The sequence below is a fragment of the Caloranaerobacter sp. TR13 genome (assembly GCF_001316435.1).
Classification (GTDB): Bacteria; Bacillota; Clostridia; order Tissierellales; family Thermohalobacteraceae; genus Caloranaerobacter.
On the sequence record NZ_JXLL01000001.1, the window covers coordinates 524,854 to 545,108 of the forward strand.

Here is a 20,255-nt window from a genome sequence, read left to right on the forward strand (position 1 = left end):
AACCTCCTTAGCTAGCTTTCTCGTTAATTTTCTCTGATAACTTAACTGATACTAATTTAGTAACACCTTCCTCTTCCATAGTAACACCATATAAAGAGTCAGCTGCTTCCATAGTACCCTTTCTATGAGTTATGACAATAAATTGAGTGTTTTCTGAAAAATCTCTTAAATAATCAGCAAATCTGAACACATTTGCTTCATCTAAAGCAGCTTCAATTTCATCTAAAATGCAGAAAGGTGTTGGTTTAGTTTTTAATATAGCAAAAAGTAAAGCAATTGCTGTTAAAGCTTTTTCTCCTCCAGATAGTAACGATAAACTCTGTAATTTCTTACCCGGCGGTTGTGCTATGATTTCTATTCCACTTGTCAAGACATTTCCCTTATCTTCTAAATATATATCAGCTTTTCCTCCACCAAATAGCTTTTCAAAAACCTCACTAAAATTTTTTCTAATCTTTTCAAAATTAATACTAAATTGCTCTACCATTTTTCTTTCCATATCTTTGATAACTTTATTTAAAGACTGCTTAGCTTTTATTAAATCATTTTTTTGTTCAGTAAGGAATTTAAATCTATCATTTACTCTTTCAAACTCTTCAATAGAGCTAATATTTACTTCTCCTAAAGATTTTATTTTTCTTTTTAATTCTCTAATTTCGTTCTGAACTTTAGTTACATTTTCTAATTCCTTTTTATACTTTAAAGCTACTTGATATGAAAGTTCATAATCATCCCATAACTTACTAGTGTAGTTTTCAAGCTGCATATTATATCGCGTAAGCTTAATATCTAGAGTATTTTTACTTGACTGCAAATCATTTATCTTTTTATTCATTTCTTTTATCTTTTCTTGTTCTTTATAAAATGACTGCATAAAATTATTCTTATCACTTTTTATATCTTTAAGCCTAATATCATATTCTAAAAGCTCCTGAGCTAACTCATTCTTTTTAACGATAAGCATTGTCCTTTGTCTTTGTAACTCCACAATATTTTCTTTAATTTTTTTAGACTCACTTTCAAAAATTTCTATATCATTAGCAATTCTTTTATATTCCTCATCAAGTTTCAAAAGCGATTCGTTAATTCCTTTTATTTCTTGTTTATAAGAAGCTAAATCCACTTTAATATCAGTTAAATGTTTTGATATATCATCTCGTTCTAATTTATTCTTTTCAAAATTATCTACTAAATTATTAACTTCTGTTTTACTTAAGTTATATTTATTTTCTTTACTTTTCAAATCTGAACTCAAATTCTCGATTTCTTTATTCAGTTCTATCATTTCATTTAACAATTGTTTCTTTTCGTTATTATATTTTTCTATTAAACCAATTAAATTTAGTCTTTCTCTCTCTCTCTGAAGTTTATTATTCTCGAAATTTGAAATGTCTAAATTTAGTCTATTGATGTCTTTTTCATTTTTTTCCAACTTGGAATTTAACTTGAGTAATTCATCATTTATGCTTTTAGATTCTATTTCTAAACTTTTATACACTTCTTTAAGTTCTAATATTTGTTTATCTAAATCATTAAGCTCTCTTTCTCTACTTAATAATCTTACATTCTTAGAATTTAAACTTCCACCAGTAATTGAACCTCCTGGATTTATAACTTCTCCATCTAGTGAAACTACCTTCATTGAATACTTTAATTTTTTAGAAATTATGATTCCATCATCAATTGTTTTTACAATAACTACTCTTCCAAGTAGATATTCAAAGATATCCCTGTATTCTTCATCAATTTCTATTAACTTTGAAGCAATACCAATAACTCCTTTTGCTTTTATTATCTCTTCTTCATTAGACTTTAATCCCTTACCTTTAATAGATGTCATTGGTAAAAAAGTAACTCTGCCTAATTTATTTTCTTTTAAATATTTTATAATTTTCTTAGCTTCATTTTCTGAGTTAGTAACAATATTTTGCAATGCTGAACCAAGTGCTATTTCAATTGCTACCTCATATTTCTTATCAACTTTTAGCAATTCAGCAACTACACCTTTTACTCCTTCTCCTAATTGCCTGTCTTTTTTAATTGCTTTAAGCACATTCTTCACACTTTTATAAAATCCATCATAACTTTCTTTCATTTCTTTCAAAAGGTTGTACTTAGATACGTTAGTCTGAATTTGACCTTTTATTTGTTCCAACTGCATATTAATTTTTCTAATTTTCCCTTCCAGTTTTTCCTTATCATTAATTAACGAATGTTTTAAATCAGCTATTGCATTTAATTTATAATTAAGTATTTGTATTTCTGAATCAATATTTTCAATTTTAGTTTCTGTGTCACTTTTTTTATAAACTAATTCATTAATTTCTTTATCAATCTGTTTAATTCTTTTATCAATATTTATAATAAAAGTCTTAGTACTATTTATTTTACTTTTAATTTCAGTAATATTATTTAATAATTGAATAATAACATCCTTTTTATTTTCTATTCCTTTTTCTTTACTTTTTATTTCATCATCTAGCTTGTCCAATTTATTCAAACGTTCATCTAATTCACGTCTTAAGTTGTTAATCTTCTCATTTAGCTTTTCTTTGTTATTAACAAGTTTAAGTTTCTCTATTTCAATTTCGTTTTGTCTTTTTGCTAATTTACTTATATTATTACCTATCTTGTTTTGTTCTTCATTTAGAATTTCTGTTTTTTCATCGCATAATCTTATCTCACCATCAATTTTTTCAATTTGATTTTGTACATCATATCTATTATTTTGTATAATTTCTATATTTTTGTCCATTTTTTCAATTTCATTTTTTACTTCATTATACTTATCTTCTAATGTTTCTCTTCTTTCTTCATTATATTTTAGTTGCTCTTGAATTACATTTTTCTGTTTTTCTATATGATCTATTTGTACTTTTAACCTATCTATCTCTCTTAAATATAAATTAACCTCTAAGTCTTTTAACACTTCTACAAGCTCAATATATTCTTTAGCTTTTTCTGCTTGTGTCTTTAATGGAGATAACTGACTTTCGATCTCATTTAATATATCATCAATTCGCGTAATATTTTCTTTAGTTCTTTTAAGCTTTTTTTCTGCTTCTTCTTTTCTTGTTTTGAATTTAACTATTCCTGCTGCCTCTTCAAAAATATTTCTTCTATCTTCCGATTTGGAACTTAGTATTTCATCAATTCTACCTTGACCAATTATTGAATATCCATCTTTTCCTACACCAGTATCCATAAAAAGTTCTCTAATATCTTTTAACCTACATGAATTTTTATTTATATAATATTCACTTTCGCCCGAACGAAATAATCGCCTTGTTATACATACTTCTGAATAATCTATAGGCAAACTCCCATCCTTATTATCGAATACTAAAGTAACTTCAGCAAAGCCAAGAGGTCTTCTTTTAGAAGTTCCTGAAAAAATAACATCCTCCATTTTACTGCCTCTTAGTGTTTTAGCACTCTGTTCACCTAAAACCCATCTGATAGCATCAGATATATTACTCTTACCACTACCATTTGGACCAACTACACAAGTAATTCCACCATTGAGCTCAATCTCAGTTTTATCTGCAAACGACTTAAAACCTTGTATTTCCAGCCTTTTTAGAAACAAGTTTAACACCTCTTTTATTTAGTTTACTAAAGTTAAACCATATAAGAAATAAAAGGTTTCCAAGAAATTCGGAAACCCATATAATTATATCTGTTTTCACTAGTATATGATATATTCTACTTAACTAGAGTAAAACCCTTTCTTTTAAGATATTTTTCCATATACTTTTTAACAAATACTTCGTAACACATTCCATCAACATACATCTTTAGTATTTCTAAAGGCAACTCGGATTTTCTCGGTTTGATAATTATATTATATCTATCTTTAAAATATTTTACATTACTTGATTTTTGTCCAACTAAATTTGATACTAATTTACTATTAATCTCAATCAACATTGAAACATCTTTAATTTCGTTCTCCTTCACAAATTCTTCTAAAATGATTTTATATATATTTGATTCAATTAACTGCCTAATTGAAGGATGATATGGACCTGATAATACATCTCCTTCTAAAGAAATATTTTCTGTCGGTTGTAATCCTATTCTAATAACGGGTATTTTATAGTAATTAAATAAAATTAATATGTCTGTACAAATATCGATGGCTTCCTCTAAAGTTAATGGTTTATACTTACCTATAAAATGCATATATTCTAAATAAGTGCCCTTAATTACTAATGTTGGATATAATCTAACAAAACTCGGTTTAAGTTTAATAATATTTAAAGCAGTATTAATTGCTTTTTCTTTAGTATCACCTGGTAAACCTATCATAAATTGTAACCCTATTTCAAAATCCCAACTTTTTATTAAATTAACTGCATTAATTACATCGTTAATAGTATGACCTCTATTACTTTTTACTAGTACTTCTTCATCTAATGATTGTACACCTAACTCAATAATATCTACATCATACTTTTTCAATAATGCAAGAATAGAGTTGTTGATATAATCAGGCCTTGTTGACAACCGAATTTTATCTATTAATCCCCTCTTTTTATAATTATATACTATATTTAAAAACTCTTCTTGTTGCTCAACATCAATTCCAGTAAAACTTCCACCAAAAAAAGCCACTTCTATTTCTTTTGTACTAAGAGGAATAGTCTTTAAAAACTTATTAATCGTTTCTTCTATTTCTATAGTAGTAACATCTTTAATTTGCCCTGCAATTTTCTTTTGATTGCAAAAAACACAATCATGAGGGCAACCTTTATGTGGTACAAAAATAGGAATTATTTTTTTACTAGTTCCCATTTAAAACACCCAACTTTATTAAAGCATTTTTAGCTGCACACTGTTCAGCATCCTTCTTACTACGACCAAGGCCCTCACCTAATACTTCATTGTTTAAAGAAACTTTAACTTGAAAAGTTTTATTATGATCTGGACCATATTCATTTATTACATTATAGCAAACGCTTGATTTATTACTTTTTTGAATTATTTCTTGTAATTGAGTCTTGTAATCAATCAGAATCTTTCCTTCTACAGCATCTTGAATTGTGTTTTTTAGCACATTTAATATGAACTTTCTAGCCTTTCCAAGCCCTCCATCTAAATATATTGATCCTATTAAAGCTTCTAATGCATCTGCTAATATGGACTCTCTTTCCCTTCCACCAGTAGCTTCTTCTCCTTTTCCTAACAAAAGATACTTACCTAAATTCAGCTTTCTCGCTACTGTTGCCAAGGAAGTTTCACACACAATAACAGCTCTCAACTTCGTTAGTTCTCCTTCAGGAAATTTAGGATATTTTTCAAATATATAATCACTTACAGCCAAGCTTAATACAGAATCTCCAAGAAATTCCAATCTTTCATTGTATTTTATTTTCAACCTTCTATGCTCATTAGCATATGAACTATGTGTTAATGCTCTATTAAGTAAATTTATATTATAAAATCTATATTCAATTTTTTCTTGTAATTCATCTATTAATTTCATTCTTTCGCTATCTAAAGACATAATTTACCTCCAGATTAATTTAAAACAATTTGCCTCTATTCTCTTATTAGTTTACTACATACTATTATTCTCATGCAAATAGTTTTTAAATCTAAAGTTTAATATTAAAAGACTAGGTAAAAACCTAGTCTCACACTGTAGGCAAAATAAAACTATAATGATTCAAAAATATAAAAGCGAATAATTACAAAGCTTTAGTAAAGAAAACTTGATAAAGAATTTCAGAAAAATTCGTAGGCTTAATATAAATGCTAAGCTAAAATTCTACAAGATAGGAAATCTTGTTTAGGTACGTTAGAACCTTTTACATAAGAATCTATTATTTAACAAACTTTTTTATAATAATAGATGCGTTATGACCACCAAAACCTAGAGAATTAGACATTGCATAATTTACTTTGTATTCTATTCCTTTATTAGGTACATAATCCAGATCACACTCTTCATCCTTAGTATTATAGTTAATTGTCGGCGGAATAAAATCAGTTAGCACTGTTAAAGCACATACAGCTCCTTCTAATCCACCTGCAGCACCCAATAAGTGACCTGTCATAGATTTTGTAGAACTTACTTTAAGTTTATAAGCATGCTCTTCAAATACATTTTTTATAGCTGCAGTCTCAAACTTATCATTATATGGTGTAGATGTTCCATGAGCATTTATATAATCTATCATATTTGGCTTTATACCAGCATCGTCTAAAGCTAATTTCATAGCTCTAGCTGCTCCTTCTCCATTTTCTGCTGGTGCAGTTATATGATAAGCATCGCATGTCATACCATAACCTACAATTTCCCCATATATTTTAGCTCCTCTATTTAAAGCATGATTTAATTCTTCTAAAATAAGGATTGCTGCTCCTTCTCCCATTACAAAACCATCTCTATTTTTATCAAATGGCCTACTAGCTAGTTTAGGATTATCATTATTAGTTGATAATGCTTTCATAGAGGAAAAGCCAGCTAAAGCTAAAGGAGTAATTGATGCTTCAGTACCACCTGTAATAATTACATCTGCATCTCCTCGCTCTATTATCTTAAAACTATCTCCTATAGCATTTGTCGAAGAAGCACACGCTGAAACAACAGTTTCATTTGGACCTTTGGCGCCTAATAAAATAGCTATTTGTCCAGCTGCCATATTACTAATCATCATAGGTATAAAAAATGGACTTATTCGTTTAGGACCTTTTTTTAACAATTTTTCATGCTGCTCCTCAAGTGTAGCTAATCCTCCAACACCAGACCCTATTATAACTCCAAACCTCTCTTTATTTATTGAATCTAAATTTAACTGAGCATCTTCTACAGCTAATTTACTTGCAGCAACTGCAAATTGAGTAAACCTATCCATTCTTTTTGATTCTTTTTTATCCATGTAATCTTCAGGTTTAAAGTCCTTTACTTCTGCTGCTATTTTTGTAGAGTAACCTTCAGTGTCAAATCTTGTTATATAATCAACGCCATTTTTACCTTCTTTAATAGAACTCCAAAATTCCTCTATTCCAATCCCAATAGGACTTATTATACCTATACCGGTAATAACCACCCTTTTCATCATGGTTTAACCTCCTAAAATATCTATTAAAAAATCTATTTTTAAGGTCCCGAAAAATCGGGACCATTATATTTCATAATTACTTCATATTATTTTGAATGTACTCAACTGCATCTTTAACAGTTTTTATTTTTTCTGCTTCCTCATCTGGTATTTCTAAATCAAACTCATCTTCAATAGCCATAATAAGTTCAACTACATCAAGAGAGTCTGCATCAAGGTCGTCTTGAAAAGATGATTCCATTTTTATTTCATCTTCCTCAACTTCTAACTGTTCAGCTATTATTTCCTTAAGTTTTTCAAATACCATACTTACACCTCCCTTCAATTATTATTACAATAGTTTATATTAATAATCCTCCATCTACAATTAAAACTTGACCTGTTATATAAGAGGATAGATCACTAGCTAAAAATGCAACTGCATTAGCTATATCCTCGGGTTCTCCTAATCTACTCAAAGGTATTTTACTTGAGTATTCATCTTTTACTTTATCTGGTAATTTATCTGTCATGTCAGTTTTTATAAAACCTGGAGCTATCGCATTCACTCTTACTTTTTTCTTAGCCACTTCTTTAGCAATTGACTTAGTAAATCCTATTATTCCTGCTTTAGAAGCAGCATAATTGCATTGTCCTTGATTGCCTGAAACACCTATTATCGAGGCTATATTTATAATACTACCACTTTTTTGTTTCATCATAGTCCTAATCGCTGCCTTAGTAACATTAAATGTTCCTTTTAAATTAATATTAATTACATCATCCCATTCTTCTTCTTTCATTCTCATTAATAAATTATCCCTAGCTATTCCAGCATTATTTACTAAAATGTCAATTCTGCCAAATTCGTCTAAAACTCTATTTATAAAGTTTTCTACATCATCTTTATTTGATACATCTGCCTTTATTGCCATAGCTTTAACTCCCATTTTCTCTGCTATTTTTATTACTTCTTTGGCTTTAGTATCACTCTTTGTGTAATTAATAACTATATTGGCTCCTAGAGAAGCTAATTTTATTGCTATAGCCTTACCAATTCCTCTTGAGCCTCCTGTTATAAGCGCTAGCTTCCCTTTTAGATTCATAAGCTCAACTCCTTAACTTAAAAATTCATTTAATTTTGACAGTGTTGCTATATTCTCGACATTAATTGTTGTAACCTTTATACCTAATTTCTTTGCTGTTTTCTTTACAAAACTGCTTAATGATTTACCAGGACCTATTTCTACAAATGTATCGATTCCATGCTTAATCATAAACTCAATACTATCTTGCCACAATACAGGCTTATACATCTGTTTTGATAAAAGTTCTCTAATTTCATTCTCATTTTCAATAATACTTGCTGTTACATTTGAAACTATTCTTGTTTGCATCTTTTCTATTGAAATATTTTTTAATTCGTCACTTAACCTATCTCCGGCTGGTTTCAATAAGCTTGAATGGAAAGGAGCACTTACTGATAACTTCAAAGCTTTCTTAGCTCCCTTTTCTTTAGCAATAACACACGCTCTTTCAACAGCTTTAACTTCTCCTGAAATCACTATTTGACCAGGACAATTGTAATTTGCACATTCAACTATACCTACATTGCTTGATTCTTTAACTACTGCTTCAACTACATCTCTTTCTAAACCTATAATTGCAGCCATAGTCCCTACCCCAAAAGGTACTGTTTCCTGCATTAGTTTACCTCTGATTTTTACAAGCTTTACTGCTTCCTCAAATTTAAAAGCTCCACTATATACCAAAGATGAATATTCACCTAAACTTAATCCAGCAGTTATTTCAGCCTTTAAACCCAATTTATCAATTACTTTTAATATAGCAATTGAAGTAGTCAAAATAGCTGGTTGAGTATTCTCAGTTTTAACTAACTCTTCACTAGGTCCTTCAAAGCAAAGCTTTTTTAAATCAAATCCCAAACTTTCGTTTGCTATATCAAATATTTCTGATGCCTCTTTATAATTTTTAACAATATCGCTTCCCATTCCAACATATTGAACTCCTTGACCAGGAAAAACAAATGCTATTCTACTCATTTTATCACTCCTACAAAGCCTGTTTAACTTTTTTTGCTTCGGCAATTATATCTTCTATAACTTCTTTACAAGTTTTAATTTCTTTAATTAATCCACTAATCTGTCCTGCCATTACAGAACCATTTTTAATATCTCCATTTAAAACAGCATTTCTTAAAGTCCCTATCCCTAACTTTTCAATCGTCTCTTTATCTGCACCCTCTTTTTCTAACTTTATAAACTTTCTAGTCAATTTGTTCTTGATAGATCTTACAGGATGACCTGTAACTCTACCTGTTACTACAGCATCTCTATCTCCAGCTTCAAGTATCATTTTTTTATAATTTTCATGTGCTATACACTCTTTAGTACAAACAAACCTTGTACCGATCTGTACTCCTTTTGCACCTAAAGCTAAAGCTGCAACAAAACCTCTACCATCAGCAATACCTCCTGCTGCTATTACAGGTAAATCAACCGCATCAACCACTTGAGGTACTAAAGCCATCGTAGTAAGTTCTCCAATATGACCACCTGCTTCAGTCCCTTCAACAATCAATGCATCTGCACCTACTTTTTCCATTCTTTTTGCAAGAGCAACTGAAGGAACTACAGGTAGTATTTTTGTACCAATCTCTTTAAATCTCCCTATATATTTGCCAGGATTTCCCGCTCCTGTTGTTATTACAGGAACTTTTTCTCTATATAATAATTCCATAATTTCATCAACATAAGGTGATAACAGCATAACATTAACACCAAATGGTTTTGATGTCATCTTTTTTATCTTAAATATTTCTTCTTCTATTACTTCAACAGGTGCATTACCACATCCAATTATCCCTAGTCCACCGGCATTAGAAACAGCAGCAGCAAGCTCTGATGTTGCAACCCATGCCATACCACCTTGTATAATCGGATATCTAATATTTAACAAATCACAAATTATAGTTTTAAACATTTTGCACCTCCTGGTTTTTATGCCATTTAATAACACATGAACCCCAAGTTAAACCTCCACCAAAACCAACTAATAAGACATTGTCACCTCTTTTTATTTTATTAGCTTTAATCGCTTCATCTAATGCAACAGGAATCGAAGCCGACGACATATTCCCATATTTATTCAAGTTAACGTATACTTTATCTTTAGCAAGCTTTAATCTTTTTCTTGCTGATTCAATGATTCTAATATTTGCTTGATGTGGAACAAGATAATCTATATCTTCCAGCTTAAGATTACTCATCTCTATCACCTTTTTGGATGCTTCTTCCATAGCTCTAACAGCAAACTTAAATACTTCATTTCCTTCCATTTTGATATAATGAAGTCGTTTCTCTACTGTATCATGTGTTGCAGGAATTTTAGAACCTCCTGCAGGTTGTGTAAGATACTTTCCACCACTACCATCTGCTCCTAAATTAATTCCCAAAATACCCATGCCTTCTGGTACTATACTCATAACAGCTGCACCTGCTCCGTCTCCAAATAATACACAAGTGTTTCTATCAGTCCAATCTACAATTCTTGATAATGTTTCTGCACCAATAATTAAAACATTCTTATAAAGTCCTGAACTAATATATGCATAAGCTACTGATAATGCATATAAAAATCCTGAACAAGCTGCCTCTAGATCAAATGCAGCTGCATTAGTGCATCCCAATTTATCTTGAACTATACATGCAGTTGAAGGAAAAGCCATATCTGGTGTTACTGTACTTACAATTATCATATCAATATCTTCGTTTTTAATTCCAGCATCATCTATTGCTCTTTCTGCAGCTATAGTTGCCATATATGAAGTCGCCTTATCATCATCTAAAATTCTTCTTTCAATAATTCCTGTTCTAGTCTTAATCCACTCGTCATTAGTTTCTACAATTTTTTCTAAGTCATAGTTTGTTAATACCTTCTCTGGAATATAACTCCCTGTACCAATTATTCCAACTGATCTATTCGTATTCAAAATCATTGTTACCCCCTAAATCAGATATGCTTTCTTCAATTAGCTTTAAAACATCATTTTCTACAAAAGCTTTTGCTTGCTTAATTGCATTCTTAATAGCTTTTGCATCAGAACTACCATGAGCTTTGATTACTCCACCTTTAACCCCTAGTAAAGGTGCCCCGCCATATTCAGTATAATCTAATTTACTCTTAAAATTCTTAAGCCCTGGCTTAAGTAATAGTGCTCCTAATTTAGTTATAGGATTTCTTAAAAACTCTTCCTTAAGTGCTGAAAAAATAGAATATGCTAATCCTTCTGTTAGTTTCAATATAACATTACCTACAAAACCATCACAAACTAAAACATCAACTAAACCTTCTGGAATATCTCTAGCTTCAACATTACCATAGAAATTTATAAGTGATGATTTTGATAACAACTCAAAAGCTTCCTTAGTTAACTCATTACCTTTTCCTTCTTCTACACCAATATTAACTAATCCAACCTTTGGGTTTTTTTTGTTTAAAACTTTATCTGCATATATACTCCCCATTAAAGCAAATTGCTGTAGATATTTGGGTTTACAATCTGCATTCGCACCAGCATCTATTAATAAAGAAATTCCTTTTTTAGTTGGATAAACAGGAGCTAATGCCGCTCTCTCTATACCCTTGATTCGTCCTACAACTAATAAACCTCCAGTTAACAAAGCACCTGTGTTACCTGCAGAAATAAAAACATCTCCTTCTTTATCTTTTACCATTTTTAAGCCAACTACCATTGAAGAATTTTTCTTCCTTCTTATCGCCATAACAGGTTTATCGTCATTTGTTATTACATCATCAGCATTAACAATGCTAATATTATCTCCGTTATATTCTAGTTTATCTAATTGCTCTTTTATCATTTCCTCTTTACCAACTAATACAATTTCAACATTTACTTCTTTTAATGCATCTACACACCCCTTTACTGTTACTTCAGGGCCTTTATCTCCCCCCATTGCATCAACTATTATTCTCATATTACCCCCTCCTTCTTATTCTATCGATACTAAAATAAACTTACCCCTAAAAACTTGTTCCTGACCAACATATGTAAAAACATGCACAAAATATTTATTTCCTCTTATCCTTACAACTTCTGCTTTTGCAATAAGCTTTTGTCCAGCATAAACCGGACTCTTGTATTTAATATTAGCAACTCCTGTTAGTGCTACATCTGCATCTATAACAGCCATAGCAAGAGATTCAGCTTGTGCAAATATATGGTGACCTCTTATGATATTTGTTTTTTTAAACGCCATCTCATTATTAGTTTCTAAAATTGAAATTCCACTTTTCCCTAATTTTAAATCTACTAACTCTCCTACTATTTCAGTTCCTCCGATTGCCCTAACTTTAGAATAGTTAAGTTCGGCCACATTTTTTATTCTTTCTCTTAACTCAGGTATGCCTAATTCAAGACGGTCTAATCTTATAGTCTGAATACTAACATTAAAAATTTGCATTAACTCTTCATCTGTCAAAAAAGGATCTTCTTTTAATTTTTCTTTTAATCTTTTCTGTCTTTCTTTTTTAGGTAGCCTTTTATTAGCCATCTTTTCACCTCGAGCTATTAGTTGAATTTAGTACCTATTACTAATAGTTAGTATATATTATAGTATAAAAAAAATCAAGTATTTTATATATTTTTATGTTTAGCTTTAGCTAACAGAAAAATACAAATTTAAAAGCTGCCATCTTAAAAATTAGCTTTTTTTAAAATTTAGCTTGTAAACAAGATTTTCTATATTGCTCAAAAAATATATGTATTATAAAAAAAAGATAGTGATTAAAATCACTATCCTAATTATTCAACCTCTATAACTTCTTTATTTTTGTAATAACCACATGAACCGCAAACTCTGTGTGGTAACTTTGGTTCATGGCATTGTGGGCACTCAACTAAATTTGGTGCATATGCCTTAAAATTTGATGCTCTTCTTTTATCTCTTCTAGCTTTTGATACTTTACGCTTTGGTACTGCCATTAATAACACCTCCTTAAGTCAGTCCAATAATTCTTTTAATTTTGCAAAGCGAGGATCAATAAAATCATCTTCACAATTACACTTTTGTAAATTTAAATTTTGGCCACACTTAGGGCATAGCCCTTTACAAGCTTCATCACAAAGCGCCTTCATAGGCAAAGAAAGCAAAATAGCAGAAACAACAAACTCTTGTAAATCTACTGTGCTCTCTTTGTACGCAACCAAGATTTCATCAGTTTCCTCTTCTGAAATGCTATTATCTTGTTCAACAAGTCTTCCCAACAGAACTGTACTTACCTTATTACTAAACTCTTCTAGACATCTAGCACAATTCTCCTTATAAGTATAAGCAATTGTCGCATTTATAAATAAATCCTCATCAGCCCTGTATATTCCACCATCTACATTTACAGGAGTTAATAATTGAATTTCTTTACCTTTTACTGATAAATTAGGTATATCAACTTCTTTATAAAAATCAATTGCTTCGACAGTTCCATCGAGAAGTTTTGAGATATCTACTTTCATTATGTTCACCTCTCGAATGTTGCCAGATTTTATTATATAAAGGTAAACCTCATTTGTCAAGAACTATATTACAGTATTTTAATATAAGTTAAAGGCAGGTAAATCCTGCCTATACTAAAGCTTTAGTCTCTCTTGCTATCATAAGTTCTTCATTTGTAGGTACAACTAATACTTTAACCTTAGAATTTTCAGTACTTATAATAGTTTCTTTACCCCTAACTTTATTTTTCTCTTTATCTATTTCTACACCCATAAATTCTAATCCTTCACAAACAGCTTCTCTAGTTTCAGGTGAATTCTCTCCTAATCCAGCTGTAAATACAATTACATCTACCCCACCCATTATAGCTGCATATGCACCTACATATTTTTTAACTCTACTTGTAAACTTATCTAATGCTAACTGTGCTCTTTCGTTTCCTTTAGCAGCTGCTTCTTCTATGTCTCTAAAGTCACTACTTACACCTGATATACCTAAAACGCCTGATTTTTTATTTAGTAGATTATTTACTTCACTAGTTGACATATTCTCTTTTTCCATTAAAAATGTTACTATTGCTGGATCAATATCGCCACATCTTGTACCCATAGCAAGACCTTCTAGTGGTGTGAATCCCATACTTGTATCAATTGACTTACCTTTTTTTACTGCAGCTAAACTTGCTCCATTACCTAAGTGGCATGTTATGATATTTAATTCTTTAATATCCTTACCTAAAATTTCAGCAGCTCTATTTGATACATATTTATGAGATGTACCATGGAAGCCATACTTTCTTATTCCATACTTTTCATACAACTCATATGGAAGTGGATAAATGTACGAAGATTTTGGCATTGTTTGGTGGAATGCTGTATCAAATACACCTACCATAGGAGTATTAGGCATTAATTCTTGGCATGCTTCAATTCCCATAATGTTAGGTGGATTATGTAATGGTGCTAAATCTGCACATTCTCTTAGAACTTTTAGTACTTCATCATCAATAACTACAGACCCAGAGAATTTTTCTCCACCATGTACTACTCTGTGACCAACAGCACTTATTTCTTCCATTGATTTAATAGCACCATGCTCAGAATTTGTAAGTGCATTTAGTACAATTTCTAAAGCTATCTTATGATTTGACATAGGCTTTTCAATAATAACTTCTTCTTTGCCTATTGTTCTGTGTTTTACTCTTGAGCCATCAATTCCTATCCTTTCAGCTAAACCCTTTGCTAAAACCTCTTCATTAGTCATATCAATCAGCTGATATTTTAGAGATGAACTACCACAGTTTATAACTAGTATCTTCATAACATACCTCCTAAAAATGATTTTGTACCAATATTCATATTATTATAATTAAAGAAAAAAATCAACCAAATGCGCTATATTTTTATAATCCATAGGAAATTATATACCTGATAATTATAAATATAATTTCTATTTATGGATACGAGCGAAATCTTCCTTAATTTATTCAAATCGAAGATTTTGTTCATATTATTGACTTAATTCGAACTTTTATATCTATTTTTTTCAAAAAATAAGTATGATATAATTTATTAACAATTAAAATATTAAAATAAAATTTAATTTTAAATTATTAAGTGGAGGATATTATGAAAGTACTAGGATTAATAACAGAATACAATCCATTTCATAATGGTCATCTTTATCATTTAAAAAAATCCAAGGAAATAACAGGTTGTGATTATTCAATAAGTATAATGAGTGGTAATTTTGTGCAAAGAGGTGAGCCTGCTTTAGTAGATAAGTGGACTAGAGCTAAAATGGCAATTGACTCAGGTGTAGACTTAGTAATAGAGCTCCCTACTATATACTCATCTCAAAGCGCAGAATTTTTCGCTTACGGTTCAATTAAAATTTTAGATAGTTTAGGTATTGTAGACTGTCTATGCTTCGGAAGTGAAATAGGTAATTTGAATGAACTAGATATAATTTCGAATATTCTTGTAGATGAAACTAAAGAATTTAAATATTTCTTAAAAAAATATATATCAACAGGATGTACTTATCCAAAAGCAAGAAGTTTAGCTATATCTGATTATTTGACATTAAAAAATATTTGTCCAAGTAATATAAACAAAATTATTTCAAGTCCAAATAATATTTTAGCAATAGAATACTTAAAAGCCTTAAAGAAAATAAACAGTAATATAAAACCTTATACTATAAAAAGAATAAATGCAGAATATCATGATATTAACATGACAGGCAAAATTTCTAGTGCTACTGCAATTCGTAATGAGATTTTTAAAGGTTCATTTGGCATGGAAAAAATTAAAACAGCCGTTCCTACTGCTACATATTCTCATTTGAAAAATTTCTTAAATAAATATGGTTCTTTCAACAACATTGAGAATTATATACAAATTATTCAATACCATATAGCTAGATTTAGTAAAGAAAGTTTAATAGACCTATTTGATATTGAAAACGGGCTTGAAAATAGAATTTTAAATTGTATAAAAGAAAACATAACAGTTAAAAGTATCTTAGATTGCATCAAAACTAAAAGATATACATACACAAGACTACAAAGGTTACTTATGCAAATGATTATTGGCTTAGATAAAAAAACTCTTTCAAAACTTTATTTAGAAGATAATTTATATATTAGAGTACTAGGTTTTAATCAAAAAGGAAAAATCTTACTTAATAAAGCTAGAAAAAAAGCTAAATTTCCTATAATAACAAAGTTTGCTAACTATAAAAAAATCAAAGATGATAATCTAAATAAAATTATAGAAATAGATAAACGAGCAACTGATATTTATTTCTTAGGGCTATCAAATTATAACGGTAAAAAATTTGATTTAGACTATCTTATAAGCCCATACATAAATACACAAAAATAGATGGATAATCTCCATCTATTTTCCTTCTATAATTCTTTTTATTTCTTCCATCTTTTCCATTGTTGCTTCATATCCCTTAGCTACACATTCTTCAACCATATCAAATCTCGAAGGCTTTATATGTGAAACATCAGGTTCAATTAATATATCAGCCGCTATTATTTTATCTGTTGATATCTGCCTTGACATAACATCTATTGACTGTAATATAACATCAAAAATATGATTAATTCTACCAGGTTCACCACTAAAACCAACATCAACTGCTATTACTATATCCGCTCCCATATCTTTTACAACTGATGCTGGAACTCTATCAATTACACCACCATCTACTAATATCATATTTTCATATCTTACAGGCTCAAATATACCCGGTATTGATATACTTGCCCTAACTGCTTTATAAATTGGACCTTTCGTAAAAACATATTCACTAGAAGTTTTTAAATCAGTAGCCACTATGGATAATTTTTTATCTAAATCTTCTATGTTTTGATTTCTAGTTAATAATTTAACTAATTCTTCTACTTTCTTTCCTTTTATGAATCCTCTTTTTGGTACAGCTAAATCAACCCATAACTTGCGATCTATATTTAATGCTATATTTTCAATCATTTTAGATTTTACACCACAACAATATACTGCTCCAATCAAAGCTCCAGCACTACTTCCCGATACTATGTCTATTTCTATATTGTTTTCTTCGAGAGCTTTTAATACTCCTATATGGGCTAACCCCCTAGCAGCACCCGAACCTAAAGCTAAACCTATTTTCTTTTTTTGTCCCAAATTTCTCACCCCACTCTATTAAAATGCTACTATCATATTAATATATTATAACAAATATATATATATCATAACATTCATAGGAGGTCATTTATGACACAAATACTTTTTCTTTTATTCTTATTTTTAACGTTAATCACAATTAAAAAATCTAAATACTTATTAACTATTTTGCCAGCTTTTATAATAAGCTTTATAATTATATCGTTAGTCATATTTCCAAAAAATACGATCAATGCAGCAGTAGATGGTCTAAATACCTGGTTTTATATCGTTTTACCTTCATTACTTCCTTTTTTCATAAGTGCTGAAGCTTTGATAGGCTTGGGAGTTGTAAATTTTATAGGAACTCTTTTAAGTCCAATAATGAAACCAATTTTTAATCTTCCAGGAGAAGCAGCTTTCCCATTTGTAATGAGTATTACTTCAGGATATCCAGTTGGTGTAAAATTAACTACAAAACTTAGAACCCAAGGAGTTTTAACAAGAATTGAAGCTCAAAGACTTATTTCATTTGCTAGTACTTCGGGACCATTATTTATGATAGGCGCTGTAGCAGTAGGCATGTTAAAAATGCCAAATTTAGGACTTTTGATTGCAATCCCACATTATTTAGGAGCAATTACAGTAGGTTTATTTTTTAGATATTATGGTATTAAACTTGATAAATCAAAAGAAACAAACAACAATACAAAAAATCTAATTAAAACAGCTTTTGATGAGTTAATTTTAGCTAGAAAAAAAGATAATAGAGGTATTGGATTAATATTAGGAGATGCTGTACGAGAGTCTTTTAATACTATGCTAATTATAGGTGGATTTATCATTTTATATTCGGTTATTATTGAGATATTGGATATTACTGGTATTATTAATCTATTAAGTAGCATAATTTCTTTTATACCATTCATATCTAATAAAGAACTAATTAAAGCTTTTATTTCAGGATTGATAGAAATGACTGTTGGATGTAAAAATATTGCGAGTATGTCTACTATTCCTATTTTAATAAAACTAGTAACAATTAATTTTATTGTTGCATGGAGTGGCATATCAATACATAGTCAAGCTTCAAGCTTCATATCTAAAACAGACTTAAAAATCAGTATATATCTATTGTCAAAACTACTTCACGGTATCTTTGCTAGTATTTATACGGTTTTAATAAGCAATATTTTTATAAAATTTCCAATAAATACATCTGTTTATGCTTCGTATACTTATACTAATATTACTTCTTGGAGAAAATGGTTCGAAATTTTCAAATTTTCTACTATATTACAAATATCTATACTTTCAACAATTATATTAATATCTTTATTTATTAGCCTTTCATTTATCAAAAGAGAAAAATAAATTAAAAAATTCAAAAGGCTTCTCTTTAAAGAAGCCTTTATTTAAGCCCTCTTAATTCTTCTCTGTTTTTTTCAAGTGTAGTTATTATAGTTTTTAGATTGTCCTGTACATTTTTTAACAATTCATCTGCATACTCTCTTGCGCCAATTCTTATCTCTTTTGCATTTGATTTAGCTTTATTTATAATCTCTTCGGCTCTTTCTTGAGCCTTTTTAGTTATCTCATCTTTTTCTATCATCTCTTCAATATGTAATCTAGCTTCATCAATAATTGTATCTGCTTCATTCTGAGCTTCTACTAAAATTCTTTGTCTCTCTTCTTTTATCCATTCTGCTTGCTTAATTTCGTCGGGTAATTTTATTCTTATTTCTCTAATAATTTCTAGTAATTCCTCTTTATCAACTAGAACTTTTCCAGCAAAAGGAATTGACGAGCTTCCATCTATAATATCTTCAAGCTCATCTAATAATTTAATAACATCCATTTTCTACGCCCCCTTTATCTTATTTAGTATCGCTTTTTCTACTTCTTTTGGAACAATATTAGAAATATCACCATTTAGTTTTGCAACCTCTTTTACCAAACTAGAACTTAAAAAAGAATACTTACTATTAGTCATAAGAAATAAAGTCTCTACATTATTATCAAGAGTTCTATTCATCATTGCCATTTGTAGTTCATATTCAAAATCAGAAACAGCTCTTAAGCCCTTTATAATGAATGATATATTTCTTTTTCTAACATACTCAACTAATAATCCAGAAAAACTATCAATCTCTACATTTTTATATTCCTTAGTAACCACTTCCAAAAGTTCAACTCTTTCTTCAACTGTAAACATTGGTTTCTTGGATGGATTATTTAAAACTGCAACAATAACCTTTTCAAACTTTTTAGAACATCTTTCAATAATGTCTAAATGCCCATTAGTTACAGGATCAAAACTTCCAGGATATACGACGATCATTAATTTACCTCCTAAGCTCATAAAAAGTTATTTTAGTACTCCCATAATTATTTTCTCTAACTTTTACAAACGAGATAATTTCATCTGATAAATCTAAACTACTCTCATGCTCAATTATTATTACGCCTTCTTCTTCTAATAAATTCTCAGCTGCTATAACTTCTAAAGTCGGAATTACTAAACCTTTTTCATATGGTGGATCCATAAAAATGTAATCAAATTTTACTCCTCTAGCTCCTAATTTTTTTATAGCTTTTTCAGCAATATTTTTATAAACATAACTTTTATCTATTAAATTTGTTTTAATCAAATTTTCTTTTATTGTTTTTATACTTATAATACTATTATCTATAAAATAACATTTTTTTGCACCACGACTCAGAAATTCTATGCCTATGCTCCCAGAGCCTGCAAATAAATCTAATACTACACAATTTTCTAAATCATTACCTAAAATATTAAAAAGTGATTCCTTTATCCTATCTGTAGTTGGTCTAACACTTAAACCTTTAGGAACCTTCAATTTATGCCCCTTAGCAGTTCCTGTAATTACGCGCAAAATTATTCCTCCTTACTTCTAATAATAATATTTTAGCATATTATATTTTTTTTACAAACAAAATTATCTAATTTAGGAATAAAATCTTATATCAAAATAAATTAAGGTAGATTT

20 protein-coding genes are annotated in these 20,255 nt (G+C 29.6%); 2 read left to right on the forward strand and 18 right to left on the reverse strand.

The annotated features are described in order from the left end of the window. Window positions 1–7: 7 nt before the first annotated feature. From smc to TR13x_RS02655, 14 genes are all read right to left on the reverse strand, one after another. Window positions 8–3,589, reverse strand: a complete 3,582-nt coding sequence (smc, locus tag TR13x_RS02590) for a chromosome segregation protein SMC (RefSeq protein ID WP_152912096.1) — start codon at window positions 3,587–3,589, stop codon at window positions 8–10. 116 nt (window positions 3,590–3,705) lie between these two features. Next, the gene (locus TR13x_RS02595; RefSeq protein ID WP_054870313.1) at window positions 3,706–4,797 is read right to left on the reverse strand and encodes an elongator complex protein 3; all 1,092 of its coding nucleotides are present in this window, start codon (window positions 4,795–4,797) and stop codon (window positions 3,706–3,708) included. Further along, complete coding sequence (gene rnc / locus TR13x_RS02600; RefSeq protein WP_054870314.1) at window positions 4,787–5,509, reverse strand: ribonuclease III; 723 nt, start codon at window positions 5,507–5,509, stop codon at window positions 4,787–4,789. The genes TR13x_RS02595 and rnc overlap by 11 nt, the downstream gene beginning before the upstream one ends. Window positions 5,510–5,828: 319 nt before the next feature. Next, window positions 5,829–7,070: a beta-ketoacyl-ACP synthase II gene (gene fabF, locus TR13x_RS02605; RefSeq protein ID WP_200905805.1), complete on the reverse strand. Its 1,242-nt coding sequence runs from the start codon at window positions 7,068–7,070 to the stop codon at window positions 5,829–5,831. A gap of 76 nt (window positions 7,071–7,146) precedes the next feature. Continuing rightward, entirely contained in the window at window positions 7,147–7,377 is a 231-nt protein-coding gene (acpP, locus tag TR13x_RS02610; protein WP_054870315.1) for an acyl carrier protein, read from the reverse strand. Between the two features lie 34 nt (window positions 7,378–7,411). Further along, window positions 7,412–8,155: a 3-oxoacyl-[acyl-carrier-protein] reductase gene (gene fabG, locus TR13x_RS02615; RefSeq protein WP_054870316.1), complete on the reverse strand. Its 744-nt coding sequence runs from the start codon at window positions 8,153–8,155 to the stop codon at window positions 7,412–7,414. A 12-nt stretch (window positions 8,156–8,167) separates the two neighbouring features. Continuing rightward, on the reverse strand, window positions 8,168–9,112 hold the full coding sequence (gene fabD / locus TR13x_RS02620) for an ACP S-malonyltransferase (RefSeq protein WP_054870317.1): 945 nt from the start codon (window positions 9,110–9,112) through the stop codon (window positions 8,168–8,170). 10 nt (window positions 9,113–9,122) lie between these two features. Continuing rightward, window positions 9,123–10,052, reverse strand: coding sequence for an enoyl-[acyl-carrier-protein] reductase FabK (gene fabK, locus TR13x_RS02625; protein ID WP_054870318.1), 930 nt, complete (start codon window positions 10,050–10,052; stop codon window positions 9,123–9,125). Then, a complete protein-coding gene (locus TR13x_RS02630) occupies window positions 10,045–11,067 on the reverse strand; it encodes a beta-ketoacyl-ACP synthase III (protein ID WP_054870319.1) in 1,023 nt (340 codons plus the stop codon). The genes fabK and TR13x_RS02630 overlap by 8 nt, the downstream gene beginning before the upstream one ends. After that, entirely contained in the window at window positions 11,048–12,067 is a 1,020-nt protein-coding gene (gene plsX, locus TR13x_RS02635) for a phosphate acyltransferase PlsX (protein WP_054870320.1), read from the reverse strand. Before plsX ends, TR13x_RS02630 begins: the two co-directional genes overlap by 20 nt. 15 nt (window positions 12,068–12,082) lie before the next feature. Further along, window positions 12,083–12,643 carry a transcription factor FapR gene (gene fapR, locus TR13x_RS02640; RefSeq protein WP_054870321.1) on the reverse strand — a complete coding sequence of 187 codons (561 nt, stop codon included), beginning with the start codon at window positions 12,641–12,643 and terminating at the stop codon, window positions 12,083–12,085. Window positions 12,644–12,894: 251 nt separating this feature from the next. Continuing rightward, window positions 12,895–13,074 carry a 50S ribosomal protein L32 gene (gene rpmF, locus TR13x_RS02645; RefSeq protein WP_054870322.1) on the reverse strand — a complete coding sequence of 60 codons (180 nt, stop codon included), beginning with the start codon at window positions 13,072–13,074 and terminating at the stop codon, window positions 12,895–12,897. 18 nt (window positions 13,075–13,092) lie between these two features. Next, on the reverse strand, window positions 13,093–13,602 hold the full coding sequence (locus TR13x_RS02650) for a DUF177 domain-containing protein (protein WP_054870323.1): 510 nt from the start codon (window positions 13,600–13,602) through the stop codon (window positions 13,093–13,095). 109 nt (window positions 13,603–13,711) lie between these two features. Next, the gene (locus TR13x_RS02655; RefSeq protein ID WP_054870324.1) at window positions 13,712–14,902 is read right to left on the reverse strand and encodes an acetate/propionate family kinase; all 1,191 of its coding nucleotides are present in this window, start codon (window positions 14,900–14,902) and stop codon (window positions 13,712–13,714) included. A gap of 308 nt (window positions 14,903–15,210) precedes the next feature. Here TR13x_RS02655 and TR13x_RS02660 point away from each other — a divergent pair, with 308 nt between their 5' ends. Beyond that, a complete protein-coding gene (locus TR13x_RS02660; protein WP_054870325.1) occupies window positions 15,211–16,470 on the forward strand; it encodes a nucleotidyltransferase in 1,260 nt (419 codons plus the stop codon). A gap of 15 nt (window positions 16,471–16,485) precedes the next feature. Here the strand turns inward: TR13x_RS02660 and TR13x_RS02665 are convergent, their stop codons facing one another. Further along, the gene (locus tag TR13x_RS02665; protein WP_054870326.1) at window positions 16,486–17,262 is read right to left on the reverse strand and encodes a patatin-like phospholipase family protein; all 777 of its coding nucleotides are present in this window, start codon (window positions 17,260–17,262) and stop codon (window positions 16,486–16,488) included. A 90-nt stretch (window positions 17,263–17,352) separates the two neighbouring features. Here TR13x_RS02665 and ylbJ point away from each other — a divergent pair, with 90 nt between their 5' ends. After that, on the forward strand, window positions 17,353–18,615 hold the full coding sequence (gene ylbJ / locus TR13x_RS02670) for a sporulation integral membrane protein YlbJ (protein ID WP_082394755.1): 1,263 nt from the start codon (window positions 17,353–17,355) through the stop codon (window positions 18,613–18,615). A gap of 37 nt (window positions 18,616–18,652) precedes the next feature. Here the strand turns inward: ylbJ and TR13x_RS02675 are convergent, their stop codons facing one another. From TR13x_RS02675 to rsmD, 3 genes are read right to left on the reverse strand one after another with little or no spacing between them, the layout of a single operon-like run. Then, window positions 18,653–19,099: a hypothetical protein gene (locus TR13x_RS02675; protein WP_054870327.1), complete on the reverse strand. Its 447-nt coding sequence runs from the start codon at window positions 19,097–19,099 to the stop codon at window positions 18,653–18,655. A gap of 3 nt (window positions 19,100–19,102) precedes the next feature. Then, the gene (gene coaD / locus TR13x_RS02680; protein WP_082394756.1) at window positions 19,103–19,582 is read right to left on the reverse strand and encodes a pantetheine-phosphate adenylyltransferase; all 480 of its coding nucleotides are present in this window, start codon (window positions 19,580–19,582) and stop codon (window positions 19,103–19,105) included. A 4-nt stretch (window positions 19,583–19,586) separates the two neighbouring features. Continuing rightward, window positions 19,587–20,141 (reverse strand): 16S rRNA (guanine(966)-N(2))-methyltransferase RsmD, encoded by a 555-nt coding sequence (gene rsmD, locus TR13x_RS02685; RefSeq protein ID WP_054870329.1) that lies wholly within the window; start codon window positions 20,139–20,141, stop codon window positions 19,587–19,589. Window positions 20,142–20,255 lie beyond the last annotated feature (114 nt).

Bases quoted from the DNA above. Each gene is read 5' to 3' on its own strand.
- TR13x_RS02595 (WP_054870313.1), bottom strand. From the start codon at position 4,797: ATGGGAACTAGTAAAAAAATAATTCCTATTTTTGTACCACATAAAGGT.
- rnc (WP_054870314.1), bottom strand. From the start codon at position 5,509: ATGTCTTTAGATAGCGAAAGAATGAAATTAATAGATGAATTACAAGAA.
- fabF (WP_200905805.1), bottom strand. From the start codon at position 7,070: ATGATGAAAAGGGTGGTTATTACCGGTATAGGTATAATAAGTCCTATT.
- acpP (WP_054870315.1), bottom strand. From the start codon at position 7,377: ATGGTATTTGAAAAACTTAAGGAAATAATAGCTGAACAGTTAGAAGTT.
- fabG (WP_054870316.1), bottom strand. From the start codon at position 8,155: ATGAATCTAAAAGGGAAGCTAGCGCTTATAACAGGAGGCTCAAGAGGA.
- fabD (WP_054870317.1), bottom strand. From the start codon at position 9,112: ATGAGTAGAATAGCATTTGTTTTTCCTGGTCAAGGAGTTCAATATGTT.
- fabK (WP_054870318.1), bottom strand. From the start codon at position 10,052: ATGTTTAAAACTATAATTTGTGATTTGTTAAATATTAGATATCCGATT.
- TR13x_RS02630 (WP_054870319.1), bottom strand. From the start codon at position 11,067: ATGATTTTGAATACGAATAGATCAGTTGGAATAATTGGTACAGGGAGT.
- plsX (WP_054870320.1), bottom strand. From the start codon at position 12,067: ATGAGAATAATAGTTGATGCAATGGGGGGAGATAAAGGCCCTGAAGTA.
- fapR (WP_054870321.1), bottom strand. From the start codon at position 12,643: ATGGCTAATAAAAGGCTACCTAAAAAAGAAAGACAGAAAAGATTAAAA.
- rpmF (WP_054870322.1), bottom strand. From the start codon at position 13,074: ATGGCAGTACCAAAGCGTAAAGTATCAAAAGCTAGAAGAGATAAAAGA.
- TR13x_RS02650 (WP_054870323.1), bottom strand. From the start codon at position 13,602: ATGAAAGTAGATATCTCAAAACTTCTCGATGGAACTGTCGAAGCAATT.
- TR13x_RS02655 (WP_054870324.1), bottom strand. From the start codon at position 14,902: ATGAAGATACTAGTTATAAACTGTGGTAGTTCATCTCTAAAATATCAG.
- TR13x_RS02660 (WP_054870325.1), top strand. From the start codon at position 15,211: ATGAAAGTACTAGGATTAATAACAGAATACAATCCATTTCATAATGGT.
- ylbJ (WP_082394755.1), top strand. From the start codon at position 17,353: ATGACACAAATACTTTTTCTTTTATTCTTATTTTTAACGTTAATCACA.
- TR13x_RS02675 (WP_054870327.1), bottom strand. From the start codon at position 19,099: ATGGATGTTATTAAATTATTAGATGAGCTTGAAGATATTATAGATGGA.
- coaD (WP_082394756.1), bottom strand. From the start codon at position 19,582: ATGATCGTCGTATATCCTGGAAGTTTTGATCCTGTAACTAATGGGCAT.